The 15,601-nt window shown below is 43.7% G+C and carries 12 protein-coding genes; 3 read left to right on the top strand and 9 right to left on the bottom strand.

What is annotated here, in order from left to right; genetic code table 11:
* Nucleotides 1-5: 5 nt before the first annotated feature.
* The 3 genes from AC4PHB_RS09755 to AC4PHB_RS09765 form a co-directional block, all read right to left on the bottom strand.
* Nucleotides 6-275: a GNAT family N-acetyltransferase gene (locus AC4PHB_RS09755; protein WP_492136241.1), complete on the bottom strand. Its 270-nt coding sequence runs from the start codon at nucleotides 273-275 to the stop codon at nucleotides 6-8.
* Entirely contained in the window at nucleotides 276-491 is a 216-nt protein-coding gene (locus AC4PHB_RS09760; protein ID WP_492136242.1) for a GNAT family N-acetyltransferase, read from the bottom strand.
* 153 nt (nucleotides 492-644) lie between these two features.
* Entirely contained in the window at nucleotides 645-1,091 is a 447-nt protein-coding gene (locus tag AC4PHB_RS09765; protein ID WP_492136243.1) for an SRPBCC family protein, read from the bottom strand.
* A gap of 369 nt (nucleotides 1,092-1,460) precedes the next feature.
* On the opposite strand from AC4PHB_RS09765, the gene AC4PHB_RS09770 reads away from it, so the two are divergent.
* Nucleotides 1,461-3,695, top strand: coding sequence for a subtype B tannase (locus AC4PHB_RS09770; RefSeq protein WP_492136244.1), 2,235 nt, complete (start codon nucleotides 1,461-1,463; stop codon nucleotides 3,693-3,695).
* Nucleotides 3,696-3,767: 72 nt separating this feature from the next.
* Here the strand turns inward: AC4PHB_RS09770 and AC4PHB_RS09775 are convergent, their stop codons facing one another.
* The 5 genes from AC4PHB_RS09775 to AC4PHB_RS09795 all read right to left on the bottom strand — a co-directional run bounded on the left by AC4PHB_RS09775 (nucleotide 3,768) and on the right by AC4PHB_RS09795 (nucleotide 9,407).
* Nucleotides 3,768-5,117, bottom strand: a complete 1,350-nt coding sequence (locus tag AC4PHB_RS09775) for an ATP-binding protein (protein WP_492136245.1) — start codon at nucleotides 5,115-5,117, stop codon at nucleotides 3,768-3,770.
* A 266-nt stretch (nucleotides 5,118-5,383) separates the two neighbouring features.
* Complete coding sequence (locus AC4PHB_RS09780) at nucleotides 5,384-7,102, bottom strand: hypothetical protein (protein ID WP_492136246.1); 1,719 nt, start codon at nucleotides 7,100-7,102, stop codon at nucleotides 5,384-5,386.
* 29 nt (nucleotides 7,103-7,131) lie between these two features.
* Nucleotides 7,132-7,503, bottom strand: coding sequence for an iron chaperone (locus tag AC4PHB_RS09785; RefSeq protein ID WP_492136247.1), 372 nt, complete (start codon nucleotides 7,501-7,503; stop codon nucleotides 7,132-7,134).
* A 12-nt stretch (nucleotides 7,504-7,515) separates the two neighbouring features.
* On the bottom strand, nucleotides 7,516-8,712 hold the full coding sequence (locus tag AC4PHB_RS09790; protein WP_492136248.1) for a PQQ-dependent sugar dehydrogenase: 1,197 nt from the start codon (nucleotides 8,710-8,712) through the stop codon (nucleotides 7,516-7,518).
* 32 nt (nucleotides 8,713-8,744) lie between these two features.
* On the bottom strand, nucleotides 8,745-9,407 hold the full coding sequence (locus tag AC4PHB_RS09795; protein ID WP_492136249.1) for a hypothetical protein: 663 nt from the start codon (nucleotides 9,405-9,407) through the stop codon (nucleotides 8,745-8,747).
* Nucleotides 9,408-9,573: 166 nt separating this feature from the next.
* Between AC4PHB_RS09795 and relB the strand changes: the two genes are divergently transcribed.
* On the top strand, nucleotides 9,574-9,801 hold the full coding sequence (gene relB / locus AC4PHB_RS09800) for a type II toxin-antitoxin system RelB family antitoxin (RefSeq protein WP_320405685.1): 228 nt from the start codon (nucleotides 9,574-9,576) through the stop codon (nucleotides 9,799-9,801).
* A 9-nt stretch (nucleotides 9,802-9,810) separates the two neighbouring features.
* Nucleotides 9,811-10,089, top strand: a complete 279-nt coding sequence (locus AC4PHB_RS09805; RefSeq protein WP_492136250.1) for a type II toxin-antitoxin system RelE family toxin — start codon at nucleotides 9,811-9,813, stop codon at nucleotides 10,087-10,089.
* Nucleotides 10,090-10,661: 572 nt separating this feature from the next.
* On the opposite strand, the gene AC4PHB_RS09810 is transcribed toward AC4PHB_RS09805, so the two are convergent.
* Complete coding sequence (locus AC4PHB_RS09810) at nucleotides 10,662-15,398, bottom strand: S-layer homology domain-containing protein (protein ID WP_492136251.1); 4,737 nt, start codon at nucleotides 15,396-15,398, stop codon at nucleotides 10,662-10,664.
* Nucleotides 15,399-15,601: the final 203 nt, after the last annotated feature.

Consider the following 15,601-nt stretch of genomic DNA (forward strand, 5'->3'; position numbering starts at 1 on the left):
TTATACTATTCACTTCTCTTTTCCATAAGTATCACGTCATACCACTTGCCGTCAGGTGTTTTCCCAAATCTTTCTCTATAACCAATTTCTCTGAAGCCTGACTTTCTGCATAGATTCAGGCTTGCAGTATTTCCTCCAAGGATCTCTGCCTGGATGCTATAAAATCCGTTAGCTTCAGAACATGCCACAAGCTCCTTTATAAGAGTAGTTGCAACGCCCTTCCCTCTCCAATCAGCTGTTATATATATGCTCGCCTCCGCGATCCCGGATCTCACTCATTTGTTTGAGAACTGGGATATCGCTGCCCAGCCAATTACCTTTCCTTCGCTTCTTGCAACCAGCCTGCAGGGCTTACAGTGCTCGTTGTCCCAGGTCTCCCACGAAGGAACTGATGTTTCAAAGGTTGATACTCCCGTGCTTATACCCTCAGCAAAGATATCAGCAACATAAGTCCAATCCTCAGGTGTCATTTTATCGACCACAAATTCCATTTCAACACCCTCCCATAATAATACTTATAAAGCTATTGAATACAAAACAGCACGAACCATCATCTTAGCTATAGTATATCCGAAATTTTCGGCAACAACTATAAAAATGAGGTTCATGCTGTAAAATGTCTAGATTCTGATGCCACAACTAAATCAAATAGCTTCACATATAGTCTTCAGATTGTTCAATGTTGCTGTAGTAGCATTTTCCTGTATCCTCTCAACTATCAGAGCATCCGCAAATTTGCCGAGGATGCTGCCAGGAAGCTTGTATTCGATCTCCACATCCAGCTCGCTTCCGCCGTCCTTTTCCATGTATGTAAATGTCTGTGTGCCAGAGAGCGGTCCCTCAAACGTTCCAATCCAAACGTGTTTGCCATTGCTTGGACTGTTTTCTTTAACTTCTACTGTCATCGGCAGGTTCATTCCGATTATTGTATACTTGAACTCCCCTACAGTGCCTTTCTCACCGGTACCCGTGAGATTCTCAGGCTCGGATAAATGTGAATACCAATGTGCCCATTCCTTTGGATTTGTGGCATATTTCACAACCTTATCCATTGGTGCTTTGATGAAAATGCTTTTCTTAAGATTTGACATTGCAAATATCTCCTTCCAGCCTAGGTATTCATAATCGATTATCCAATAACCAATTATGTAAAAATGTACCCTATATTGCCGGACCTGTTGGTGCATTTAATATTTACCCTTTTGTGAATGAAGATTAACTTGATGTATTTTCATACATCATTACCTATTCAATTGCAATAAATTTATGCTGCACTTTCAATTAACAAAAACTACAAACATTTTTCCAATTGTCGCTTTAACGTGCTATGACAATCCCTTAACTTAGGGTATAATTATGTTGGATCACCTCAAGCTGGTATCAGACCAATCTAAAGCCAGCTAAACCTCGGTTTGCATAATCCCCATCGCACAAAAAATTTAATAAAGGAGACTTGGTTTATGAAAAGCACGATGACAAGGAAACACCTGGCATTATTCATCGCTTTGGTAATGGTTCTGTCGCTGCTTCCAACCATGACACTTGCGGCAGAGGATCCACTCGCTCTGCCCAGCGATCCTACAGCGATGATCCACGTCAAAACTGAGGATGGTATGAATATCTCCGTTGCAGCGTGGGAAGGAGTAGTCTATGTTGAAAAACCAATAGACATTAGCTTCCATTTCCCACCAATCCCAAATGTTCCCACGATAAATACCACCCAACTACTTAACATCTATGTACCATCGAATGCAAGTGACGAAAGCCCCATAATTTTATATGTTGACAATGGCGGCTGGTTCACAAACACAAAACCCGTCAAGCTGAAGGATGGAGACGTTCTTCCAGCAAACGGGAGTAAAACTGCAGCAATAGGAGAAGCTCTCAAGGCAGGCTATCTGGTAGTGACCTACTCAGCACGGGGACGAAACGATTCCCCAAATAATGGTGAATACCTAGGGCACTCCCCTGCAACTATGACAGACACAAAAGCAGTTATAAGGTATCTGCGTCACAATGATGCAGCTCTTCCTGGAGACTCAGAAAAAATTGTCGTCACCGGGACAAGCGGTGGCGGAGCGCTAACATCAATAATTGCGGCATCCGGCGACAGTCCGGATTACTATCCGTCTCTATTTGAGATCGGTGCTGCAGGAATGACAAGTGCAACCACACCCACAATCAGTGACGCGGTATTTGCTGCCATTGCATACTGCCCAATCACTGACCTCCCAAATGCTGACCAAGCCTATGAGTGGGTCTATGGTCCTGTTAGAGAAGCCTATAAGGCAGATGGACTGGCGTTGGAGGACGTAAATCCAAACCCGGGCGGTATGGGTGCACCAACAAGCACTGATCAGGTATTTGGCGACAGCGTTCTCGCAGCATCAGAGGCACTTGCTGCTGACTATATTGAGTACTTCAATGAATTAGGGCTTAAGGATGAGGATGGCGATCCGTTGAAAGCTGATGACGGGACCTTTGCGGAGGCTCTAGCTGCCCTTGTGGAAAAAGGTATCGAGAAGGAGCTCACAACCAGTTTCCCATCATCAGACCCAACTCCGGTAAACGGAACCTTCGAGTGGCTGACAATAGAGGATGGCAAGGCAAATGTAGATTGGGATGAGTATCTCTACTGGATAGGGACTGAAAAGAGTGGACTTAAGACTGCTCCTGCATTCAGCAACAGAGGAACTCCGAACCAGCACCCTGCGTTAAATGAAGACAATATATTCGGAGCTAAGGATCAGGCATACAGCCCCTTTGAGTTCTGGTCATGGAATAATCACACAGCTGAAGGGATCGATGTTGGTATGAACAACACAGGTCTCGACTGGGATGAGTACATGGAAACTGACGAGGGAGAATTCCTTAAACTTCAGTTGAAGATGACCAACCCGATCCCATATCTATTGAGTGAGGACGAGGGCGAAAGTGCTCCTTACTGGTATGTAAGACACGGCATAGCTGATAGAGACACTTCCTTTGCAGTAGAGGGAACTCTGTACTATTCACTTATAAATGACGAATCTATAGAGGATGTGAATTTTAACTTCGCATGGCTTAAAGGGCATGGCGGAGACTACGACGTCCCTGAGGCTTATGCATGGCTTGCAGACATTATGAAAGACGAAGGCTATATGCCTCACCACTTCGCAGATGTCAGCTTCAAGGATTGGTTCAGCCAAGATGTGGCTGATGCTTATGCTACAGGTCTTATCAATGGAAAAACACACATGATGTTTGCACCAAATGACAACCTCACGTATGCAGAGGCAGTCAAGCTTGCAGCTACAATGCATCAGAAATATTCGACAGGAGAAGTCACCCTTGTAAATGGGACCCCATGGTATATGACCTATGTTGATTATGCCAAGGCAAACGGGATCATTTCTGAGGACTTCGATTGGAATGCCAAGATAACAAGAGCAGGATATATGGAGATCTTTGCAAAGGCACTTCCTGATGCTGCGCTTCCCCCAATCAACAGCATAGGAGATAATGCAATCCCGGATGTACCTATGACTCATGAAAGTGCAGCTGCGATCTACAAGCTGTATAAAGCAGGTATACTTCAAGGGATGGATGCTGAACACAACTCAAGCCCTGATTCAAACATAAGGAGAAGTCAGGTAGCAGTTATACTGACTAGAATGATGGACAGCAATGCAAGAATTGAATTTGATATGGAATAAGTACAATCTTACCTGCCGAGGATAAGGTGATTGTAAAGCCCCCAAGCATTTTTGCCTGGGGGCTTTGTTCTTTCATGGCACCATGCCTATCAATCTGTCAGTATGGTCAGCCATAAACAATGGGATATTCAAAAGATCATCATCAAGCTTAAGATTATTTAAGGATAGTCTTACTCGAAGCTTGACATCTTCTCCAAACTTTTCCTTATACTTCTTGAGGCTTTTGCTTTCAACATTATTTTCCGACTTAACCTCAATTGGGAAAATATCGTTCTCTCTTTGGATTAGAAAGTCCACTTCATATCTAGGATTATCAATAGTCCAGTACCTGGGAGCAGCCTCAAACTGAGTCATTAATGACTGTAAGACGTAGTTTTCGCTTAAAGCTCCTTTAAATTCCACAAATATCCTATTACCTTCCCCAAATGCAGAAGGGGCTAATAGGGAATGTCTTCGTAGTAACCCAACGTCAGCCATATACAGCTTAAACGCCGACAAATCATCGTATGCAGATATAGGTAAGCCAGGTGCAGTACTTCTATATATCTTATGGGTTAAATTAGCATCACATAGCCATTGCAAAGCATCTTCATATTCTCTGGCTCTTGCTCCTTCCTTGACGACCTTATATATGAACTTCTTGTTCTCTCTTGCTAATTGTGAAGGAATCGATCTCCAAATCATAGATATTTTTGGAAAATCCTTTGGGTCGGGATGCTTGGCAAAGTCGCGCTCATATGCACCTAAAATATTTGATAATACCTGCTGCATAAGATCTACATCCCTGTCTTGGGTCCAAGACCTTACAGATTCAGGCATACCACCTGTTATAAAATACATTTTCAGTTTTTCATACAGCGGATTAAAAAATATATCAGGTATAGGCTTGATTTTATCTATACTATTTAAATAAGTAACTAGGTTCTCATCACCATTAGCCATAAGAAATTCTGTAAAGGTCATAGGCATAATTTCAAGAAAATCGACTTTACCCACGGGAAATGATGTAGGCTTTGATAATGTAATTCCTAGAAGTGAACCGGCACACGCGACATGATAGTAAGGAGTATTCTCATAAAAATACTTGAGAGTATTCAATGCATTTGGACACTCTTGTATCTCATCAAAGACGATCAAGGTTTTTTCCGGATTCTCTGTATCTATATATTCTCCACTTGCCATCATAAGATTTTGTAAGATCCTATCAACATCCTTTGTGCTTTCAAATAGCTGCTTATACTCCGGATGCTCATCAAAGTTGAAATAAGCAATGTTTGCATAATATCGCTTTGCGAATTCTCGCAGAAGCCATGTTTTCCCTACCTGCCTTACACCCTTTAAAATCAATGGTTTTCGATACTTATAAATCTTCCATGCCAGTAATTTATTCATTGCAAGTCTTTCCATAAGAATCAGCTCCATTCATCACATAATTATTAGGTTTTTGAGTCGATTTCTCACATTATTATATATATTTTAGCATTCTGAGAAATTACGTCAATATAAATCACATAATTATAGGGTTTTTGTGTATTTTTATCACATAATTATGTATTTTTTTGTGATACAAGATCCTTCACTATGTTCAGGATGACACTCGCGCTAGCAAACTCAGCATAATGGTCATTCTGAGCGACAGCGAAGAATCTTAAAGCCCCTAAGCAATATTGCCTGGGGGCTTTGTGTGGTTATCTTATCTCAAGTATATCGAACTGATTATTTCTCGGGTTCCCGAATATCTTCAGAGAATCCCCGGGCTTTGCGAATACTATTGGAGCACCAAGGGTCTTTGCAGTCCCAACGTAAACCACCTTATCTCCTACAGCCTTGATGTAGTAGATGGTGTTTCCATCAATTACTACGCTTTGGATCTCCTCTATCTTTATAGTAAGCTCGTTAGCATCTGCTCCTGGAAGATTTGAGGTATCTGTCCTCATGTAGTATTGGTTTATGACCTCCTGAACGGTATTCCCAACCTCTACCTTCTGGTAGTTCTCAGCATCCACCAGCGCGAACATCTTGGCAAGTCCCGATGCGTCCTTTAAGCCTATTAGATACGTCGGTCTGTCCTTGATGTTCAACAGCACAGGGAATGCCGGTACGTAATTCTTCTCCTGGATCTGCCCTGTTGCTGAATTCATAGCTGAAAATTCATCCGCTGAAGGTACAGAGAAGAACTTTGCATCCTTGGTCCTCAGGTTTACAAAGTAGAATCCAAGGTTGGATGAGTCGCTTCTTATGGAGGTAACCCCTGTGAAAAGATATATATCGTCATTAAGAGGCACATAGTTGTAGCCTCTGGTAGTCCTAGTTACATTTCTCTGCCCGATCACAGAATTAATAAAGCCATTAGTGTACTTTCCTCTGTAATCAAGCTGCTGAATGATAAGGTCGGCTGGATATACCCTATCCACCCAGGACGGAACGTCGGCAATATCGTAATAGTTTGACTCTCCTGTGCTTCCATTGGTGACAATAGCTCCCTTTACATCGGTACCCCCAAAGAATCCTATCCTTCTTGTAAGCACTGAGGTTATATAGAAGCCGTTACCCTCGTCGTCCACCTCGAAATTGGTCTCACCGAACATCTTGGTGGGATACCTGAACCTGTTGTGTCTTATGATATCCCTCACAAGGATATCGCTCTTGGAGTACTTCAACGGGTTAACAAGCTTTATAAGGTCCGCCTCCTGAGTAGCCATATCTACCTTTACATAGTAAGGTATACCGGTCCTGAAGTTAAGGAAGTATTTGATAAGGTCAGAATATGCCAGTGGAGAAACCCTTACAGGAACTCCCTTAATGTTTATCTGGGTATAGTTCTCGTTTATCTCAAACTGAGATACAACCTCCTGAACAGAGCCCATCTGCCTTGCTCCAATTATCGCTGCAGCCTCCCTGTCCACTACAGGTACCTTGTCATAGCTTATTTCAGTTACTGTCTCAGCAAAGTTTGCATCAGAAACAGGAATCAGTGTGGAATATGCCTTAGCTCTGAATATCGGCTGAGCGAAGAAGCCTATAACTATAGGTGCAAGCAACAGGATCGCTACCAGTATGGCAGAAACCGATCCGATCTTAAAAATTGGCATTTTGCCGAATATAAGGTTAAGCACGTTGAAAAGTATTATTCCAGCTATTAGGAAGGAATAAAACTCAGGTGCCATAAAGTTTAGCGCGGGAAGCGTCACAAAGAACAGAATAAACATAATGACCAGGGTCAATAAGATCACTTTAAGTGGATTAGAGCCCTTCCTATTGTTATCCCGAGTCTTCATCTCCTCCTTGAGATCTGAAAATGCCTGCTTAAAGCCCTTGGATCCTTTATGGATATTTTCTGCATTCGGCTTTTTACCGAAGTCAAACTTAAAATTAAAACCCCCGTTATTGTTATGCCCTGAATCCATTAAGTAAGTCTCCTCTCTTTCTATCCCTTTTACTTCCTCCAGAAGGTTCCACAGTCCTTCTTATCCTCAATATTGAATCTTATTATCCTCTCAAGTAGATCATAGTCCATCTGCTTATTCCACGGGAACTTGATGGTCATGCTGCCATAACCATAGCCAAGCTTATCCAGCTCCTCAGAAAATTTCCTTACCCCAGCAGCCTCAGGAGATACGACCATGTTCTTCTTCGAATAGCTGAAGCTTATGATAAAGGTACCGTGGTCCACAAAATTTGGCTGGCTCCAGGCGATACGCTTTTCAAGACCAGGGAACTTCTCCTCAACCCAGATTAGAATCTCAGCTAGATAATTCCTATGCTCCATATTCTCCAAGTTTTCAAGATATTCCTCAAAGGTTTGCATTAATGGCCTCCATTATCGCATTGGCGTTATCTTCATTATAACATCATCACCGTCCTTTGGCACACCTCTTCCGTCTCTATTATTGGTAGCTATATATAATGAGCCCTCATGATATACAACAGTTCTTATCCTGCCCAGTTCAGTGAATAGCTCTTCCCGACCTAATAGCTTCCCCTGTTCATCCAGATCCAGCCTCATAAGCATGTTTCCCCTTAGTCCCGCAACATAAAGCGGTGACTCCGAAAGCTCTTCCCATGGAAGGAATGCAACTCCCGATGGAGCCATTGTGTATTCAGAGTAGCAGACCAATGGGTCCTCAAACCTTTCATCACTGGCAGTGCAGGTTACGATCGGCCATCCGTAGTTTTTCCCAGGCAGTATGTGATTAACCTCATCCTGGCTGTTGGGACCGTGATCGCTGGCATATAGGTCACCAGTGATCGGATGCCACGATAAACCTTGCGGATTTCTTAGACCGTAGGCATAGACAAGGCTGTTTTCGAAGGGATTATCTTGTGGAATGCTGCCGTCAGGATTCATCCTCAATATCTTTCCTGCAAGTGAATCCAATCTCTGAGATAAGCTTGTTTCCTGGGCATCTCCAGTGGTTACGTAAAGCTTGCCGTCCGGGCCAAACTTGATCCTTCCACCATTGTGGAACCTTGCTCCAGGAATCCTATCTAGGATATACACCTCATCATTAAGGGTATCATTCGCCAAAACAAACCTTGATACTCTGTTGAACAACCCGCTGCCAGATCTGTAGGTATAATAGAGGTAAATATAATTATCCTCCTCGAATTCAGGACTTAAGACAGCTCCAAGAAGTCCTGCCTCTCCGGTGTGCTCAGCCTCTTCCACTCGATATATCTCACCTTTTCCAAGGATAACTACTCTTCCAGGTCTTTCAGTCACTAATATTCTCCCATCAGGAATGGGAACTATTTCCCATGGAATCTCAAGATTATCTCCAATAATCTCGACTTCATAGCTTAGCTCCGACGCTGGATACTTTACTAATTCCTCAGCTGGCTCTTCAGCCTCCCCTGGTTCCTCCATAGGTTTTTCCTCTTCTACCTCTTCGGCTGGCTCAGGCTTATAATCCGGAGCGAACACAGTCCTGCCAAGAAGTGAATCCAGACCTCCCAGAAGCCAAAATATCACCAAAGCAATGATCAGTATGAACACTATCAGCCACTTTTTATTCATCCTACTTCCTCCTTCTTGACATATATATCGTCTTAATCCAGGAGTCTATTTATACTTATACTTTCAACCACTCTATTGTTTATATGGAAATTCATAACGTTCACATAGTCAAAGGGTTCATATCTATAGTCATCCTCGCCATCAGTAAGCTCTCCTCCAAGAAGAACTCCCTCCGGATATGATTCCCTTAGAACCTCATAGCTGTCACCGACCTTGATCTTCCTCAGGGTCATATACTTGGGATCAGTGATCTCAATGGAGAATATGAAGGGCTCTACACTGCCCTCCTTCTCGATAGTCTTAATTACAAGACCGTCATAGGTATACTCCTTTTCAGTAAGACCAAGAAGCTGGTCCATATTCCTACCGTCATCTGCAGTGAAGGTGTGCTCCTTCATCTCTAAAGCTTCCCCAAACATGCTGGACATTTTATCCTTATCTGCAAAATCACCCAAGGTTATGGTATTATCCTCATATATGAAGGCCAGCTGCTGCATCAACAGCCTTTCATTGCCTTCAATTGAGCAAAGCTCCTTGTACTCTTCAGGCTCAGTCGGTGTTTCAGCAGGCTCTTCCACTACCTCAGCTGGAGGTTCAGCTGGAGCAGCGGGCTCCTGTGCAGTACATCCAGCCAATAAGGCACCTATAATTAAAGCAAACAACAACATCGACCCTGTATTTATAATCTTTCTCATAAATCACACCTCATATCTAAAATTTGTATTCTGCGTTGTTTAATCCATTTTTACCCCCTGAGAGAAATGATAATCCCCCAGAGAAAATCAGAACCTTACAGTTGAAAATTTTACATTGTATTTTGTGTTACATTGTGCTACAATAATTCTGTAAGGAGGGATAATAATGAGTAGAACTGTTACTGTAAGATTAAATGATGAAGAGGCTAAAATATATTTTAAATACTCGGAGTTCAATAATCTACCTTTATCAACATTGATGAAGGAAGCCCTTATGGAGAAAATTGAAAATGAAATAGACCTTAAAGCCGTGTTGGATTATGAGAAAAGGTTAGCTAATAACGAAGTCGAATTCTATAGTCTTGAAGTTGCTGAAAAAATGATTGATTATTGAGGATCTTCTATGGAAAAATACTACACTGTTGTTATCGAAAGAAATGCACTCAAGCAATTGAGTAAAATAGATAACTCTCAAAGAATCCTTTTACTCAGCTACATTAAGAAGAACCTTGATGGAACTTCAAATCCTCGGGCGACAGGTAAGCCTCTTAAAGGCAATTTAAAGGATTACTGGAGATATCGAATTGGAAATTTTAGGATAATTGCAGATATTGTTGACCAAGAGGTTAGAATAATAATAATCGATATTGGACACAGGAAAGAAATTTATGAGAACTATTAGATTTTCGTCCACACAGCCATAAACTGGCTGTTTTTTTACCTATTCTACTATGATATTAAGAAGATTTTTGAGCTCGCCTCAAAAATCGACCGGATGAAAATCATAAATATGACTGAATCGTAACCCCAAAAATGACTGGATAGAAATGTTATCCCCATGAAATTTCCATTATTTAAGCTCGATGAACATCTAAATTGAGTGGATGACTATTAATATCCTCGATTAGGAATTATATGTTTTTCAGTTATATCTTAAAAACTTATAAAAATTCAGTATTTTTTTACTATATCTGAAAAAAATGAGCAGTGAAACGGTTGATAATTTTTAAAGATTAAATAACATCCCCTGAGGTTGATCCCAGGGGATGTTGATTATTTATATTCCTTTGAATTCGCTTCACCTTTATGTACCCTCAGTGCACCTTGAGCCATAGCCAACAGCTCATTCTCTCCAGGGTAAATAATCACAGAACAGATAATGGATATCCTCTTACTTAAATTGTCAGTCGCATATTTGCTTTAAGCTGTTCTAATGATTTTATTAGTATTACCTAACAGTGTTTCCTTAAGTGACTACATATCGGAATTGGTGACAGTGGTGGAAATGGAAATCGACAGCTCCAGGAAGCGGCGCAGCACTGCGGACACCTCAGCTCTTGTTGCTGTACCCCGTGGGTCAAAGACATTTCCGTTTTTGCCGTTGATCACACCTGCCATCTGCATCTGCTTCACGGCATCCTTGGCATAATCATTGATTTTGATATTGTCCGCAAAGGCATTTTCTGCATGAACCTCTTGAAATACAAAGCCGATGGCTTTGGCGTAATTTTGCATGATGACTGCCATCTGCTCACGGGTAATAGGGTGATCCGGTGCGAATTTTTCATCACTAATGCCGTTTACTATGTTGTTCTTGCTTGCCCATTCAATGTGCCCCATGTAGTAAGCATCGCTTTTCACATCAGTGAAGCTGCTATGCTCATATGTTCTCACATCTGTTTTTGCCAATCTGCCAATGGCGGTGACAAACATTCCTCTGGTCATAACCGAGTTGGGACTAAACGCGGTATCAGAAGTCCCCCTGAGCAACCCACTGTTTACAACAAACTGAATATCTTCCTTTGCCCAATGGCTACCGATGTCGGTAAAATCAGGAGCATCCTGCTTGTAGCCCACACCATAAGCGGAGAAATAATTGGTACTAAAACGCAACACACTGCTCACACTGTCATAAACAGAACTTAAAACCCAATGTGCGTCACCTTCTACATCCACATAGACCGCCTGCACATTGCCGGATTTTTCGTTTGCACCAAGGTTGTATGGAATTTCAACTGATACACTGCCTGAATTGAATCCAGATACTGTTTTACCGGAGCCATAGCCCACAGTAATGTTATATACAGGTCTTATCCCAATGATTTTTTTTGCAGAGTTCGAGAGCTTCGCCGGTGGCTCAATGGAAATGTTAATGGTTTCATTGCTCTGTTCCAAGATTTCCTGCAAAGCTTTCATGTCAAATGTAACCTTGACAGGAGAACCGCTGACGGTCAGGCTAGTCACACCAGTGCTCACAAGACTTTGTAGAAAATTACGTGAAAGCGAGACAGAGAGTGCGGTTGTATCCTTAGGCATGGAAACATCAAGCTCCACAGCGATGCCATTTAAGGTTCTGCCCTGAACCTTTGCATCAATCTGTGCCTTAGCAATTGAATCAGTGATTGCTTTATCAGATATATTTGCATTGGCAATGCCATTAGCATCCGTCGTGGCTGGAATGAGTGTCGTTACAGTAACCGGCTGATTGGGCACCTTATCTGACGCTGCGTTTGATGCAGGGGGATTCTCATCATTGGATCTCCCACTTTTGTCCGCCGCAGACCAGAGGATCATGCTACCGTAAACAGTATGGAAGCAGGCCTCTTCTGCTGCCACGAAGGTCCAGCGGTAGGCTTTGCCGCGTTGAACAAGCGTGTTGGACGGGACATTCCAACTCAGTATGCCCGGCACAGAGGTGTCGTTATGCGGGTTAAGAAAACTCCCCTTTAATTCCGCATCTGCAAGTGTTTGGCCTGCTTGTATAATTTCTGTATAGGTAGGCGTACCAGCGGGCATTGCTTTTTCTGTTGGTTTATTAATGCTGCCGTTAACCGTACCTATGCAATTTGCCGCCTTGACCTCAATCCAAATGATTTGGCCGACGTCTGCTTCCGCTATCGTGTAGCTGCTACTTGTTGCGGAAGGAATCATTGTCTCCACTACACCGTCGGAGCTCCTGCGCCACCACTGATAGCTGAGAGACCCAAGCTTATCGGGAGACACCCCGGGTGTTGCGCTGTGAAGGCTTGTGGTGACAGCGGTCAATGTTGCGCCGTATACCGGGCTGCCGCTGACGCTCACTGAACCGGAAAGCTCCGCTTTGGCGGTATTGAATCGGACTCCTCCACTCACAGCACCTGAAGAATAATGCTCATCTTCTTTTGAGCGGACAAACGCATAGTATTCCGTGTTGGGGAAAAGCCCCGAAAAGCTGATGCTATCTTGCCAAACTGCGGAAGAGGGCTGGAACGCTGTCTCTGAGACGGCATACTCTGCCCTCTGTCCATTTGGAAGACCCGCTATTGGTCTCAATGTGACATCAGTGGCGGTTATTTCATCTACTTCTAAATCAGCTATATCAACACCATCACCTTTTGCCACCGCACCGATGTAGACCGTACCCTTAACAGATATAGGAACGCCGTCGGTGCCGCCCATAAGATTGACGGCGGAGAGTGCTTCGGGCAGTGTGAGTGTTAGCGGCTCGCTGACACGATCTGGCGTGCCTGAGAGGGAAACTCTGACGGTCGTACTTTCAATTACGGTATTCATAATGCTCAGCCATTCAGGAAGCCCACTCGGGGCAAGGTCAATCGATTCCAAATCGGTTGCATATGATCCGCCTGTCAAAGTATATGTAATAGTGGCATCTACGGCCTTGCCAACCTTAAGCCCATCCAATCCAGTTGCATCGGCTGTTATTTCCGCCACTGAAACGTCGTCAATCTCAAGAAAACCATCGAGGCCATAGAAAATACCATTTTTACCAGAGATCCTGCTCCACTTCGCTGCACTTTCGGGAAGGGAAGCAAGGTCTGTTGCTGTATGAAGGCCGTAGAGCCTGTTGCCCATGGATTTGTCCCATGCGACAACCGTTCCAGGCGAGGTAACCGTGGGGACTCCGATTTCCATATAGATGGAGGCGTTATCATGATCTATAGAGTACTTGCTACCGCAACCAAGCACCATACCGCCGGTGATTGTGATTGCAGGATTTCTCTTGGTTTCTAATCTGATGGCATTGCTGCCACCAATGATTTTACCCCCGCTTACCGTAATAACTGGGTTCAAAAATGATTTAGAACGTATGCCAATTCTTCCACCGTTGACAGTACCACCGCTGATTATGATTGTGTAATCATTGCCAAAAAAGTCTATAGCAATATTGCCGGCATTTATAGTGCCGCCGCTGACTAGCATTCCCGTGATGTACTCTGCGAAGATGGCGGTACCGCCTGTGCCCATTGCTTCTAACATACCCTTTTCTATTGTCAGTTGGGACAATGACCCCCCTGCTTTAACTGCTGTGCCGTTCTCTTCGTTTGCACTTACAATGCCGCCCTTGATAAGTACGTCTAGTTCGGCATAAATACCAATGCCGCCGGTATTCGTTGCCTCCACCTTGCCTCCCTCCACCGTAACAGAACCGAAACCACTGGCGTAGATGCCTTCATTTCCGCCTCTGACTATTCCATCGTGCACAAGCAGACTGCCACCAGAAAATAAAATGGCAGTTTTCTCGGCACTAACGGTGCCACCGCTGATCGTCATCGCTACATTAGACCTGGCTGAGAATCTGATGGCGGTGCTGCCTGTGATTGTACCGCCGCTGACAAGCATTCCCCCGCTGTCCTGGGCGAATATGGCGTTGCCTCCTGTGCCTGTTGCTTCTACAATGCCGTTTACTATTGTCACAAAGGAGTTTGGGGTACTTGCTCTGACGGCGATGCCATTCCCTTTATTTGCACTTACCAAGCCGCCCTTGATAAGTACGTCTCCTACGGAATTAACCGCGATGCCGTTATCATTGTTTGCACTTACTGTGCCCCCCCAGATAAGTACGTCTCGTGCAAAAATTGCACTTCCGCTGCTATCCGTTGCCTCCACCTTGCCATCCTCCACTGAAACAGATCCGCCACTAATGGCATTGATGACATTATTCCCACCTCTAACTAGACCGCCTCGTACAAGCAGACTGCCCCCAGACAATTGAATAGCAGTTTTCTTGGCACTGACAGTGCCGCCTTCCACCACAATGGTACTAGACCTAAGAGAACTTATGGCAGTGCTATTTCCCCCTGTTGCGCTGACCATACCGCCGCTCACCAGAACATCTCCTTCAGCAGAAATTGAACTGCCCTCCGAACCGGTGGATTCCACACTACCGCCTTGTATTATTGTAGTGCTGCTTGTGCCGAGAGATAAAATTGTGAAGTCGACGGCACTTATAGTGCCTCCCTCAACTGTGATAGATTTTCCTATTACGGCAGTGCGGCCGGCGATAACTTTAGCGTCTTCCTGTATTTTCACATTGCCGGAGGATTGAACAGCAATGCCGTAGTTGCCGGTCGATAATACCTCCCCCTCGTTTTTAATGGTGATGTTGATATTGTTATTGCCTAATATATGAATGGTGGGATTCCCCCCTGTCCCTACATTGCTGACTACACCACCGCTGATTGTAACTGCTGAACTTTCTAGAGTGCTGCTATAGATGAAGATAGCACGGCCCTCTACCGCTTTGACTGCACCGCCACTGACCGTGATTGAAGGAATGTCGTAATTAATATATGAGGTCTCGGTGGCTATAGCATCACCGAAGGACGCATCAATTTCGCCGCCTTCCGCAACTTCAAAAAAACCTTTTCCATTCAGACGCATCAAACAATCGGTGGCAGCGCCTTTGAAGATCGCTCGCCAAACAACGGTCTTGCCCTCGGGTATATAAAAATAAAGGGAGGAGGTTACATTCGTTTTTGAGCCTGTGACAACAACGGTATTGCTATTCTCGTCGCTAAGAGCTGTTTGTATCGCAGATGCAATATCGGCAACCGTCTGGCCTTCAGATATTTCAACCATGCTGAGTGTTTCCACCCCTTCGCCATCGATGTAGGCTTGTGCACTTGCCGAAACTGTCATCATGATACACATAATCGTGATGATAGATAGCATCATAACTGTAGTCTTTTGAATCGTCTTGTTTTTGCTCATGCTGCTCCCTCCATTTCATCTCCTGAAAATTCTTGGCTACTCATGAATTACACCACATACTCCTCGAGCGAAGGTTCTATAAGTGAACCTATTTTAGAATGATTGCTTGAATTCGGACTTGGCAAGCGCTATACTAACATTATAATAACCCTGTTTAGTAACCCGGGTCATTATTTTAGCATATTATACAATATTCTTTAATA

This window comes from Gudongella sp. QWL-04 (assembly GCF_058683975.1).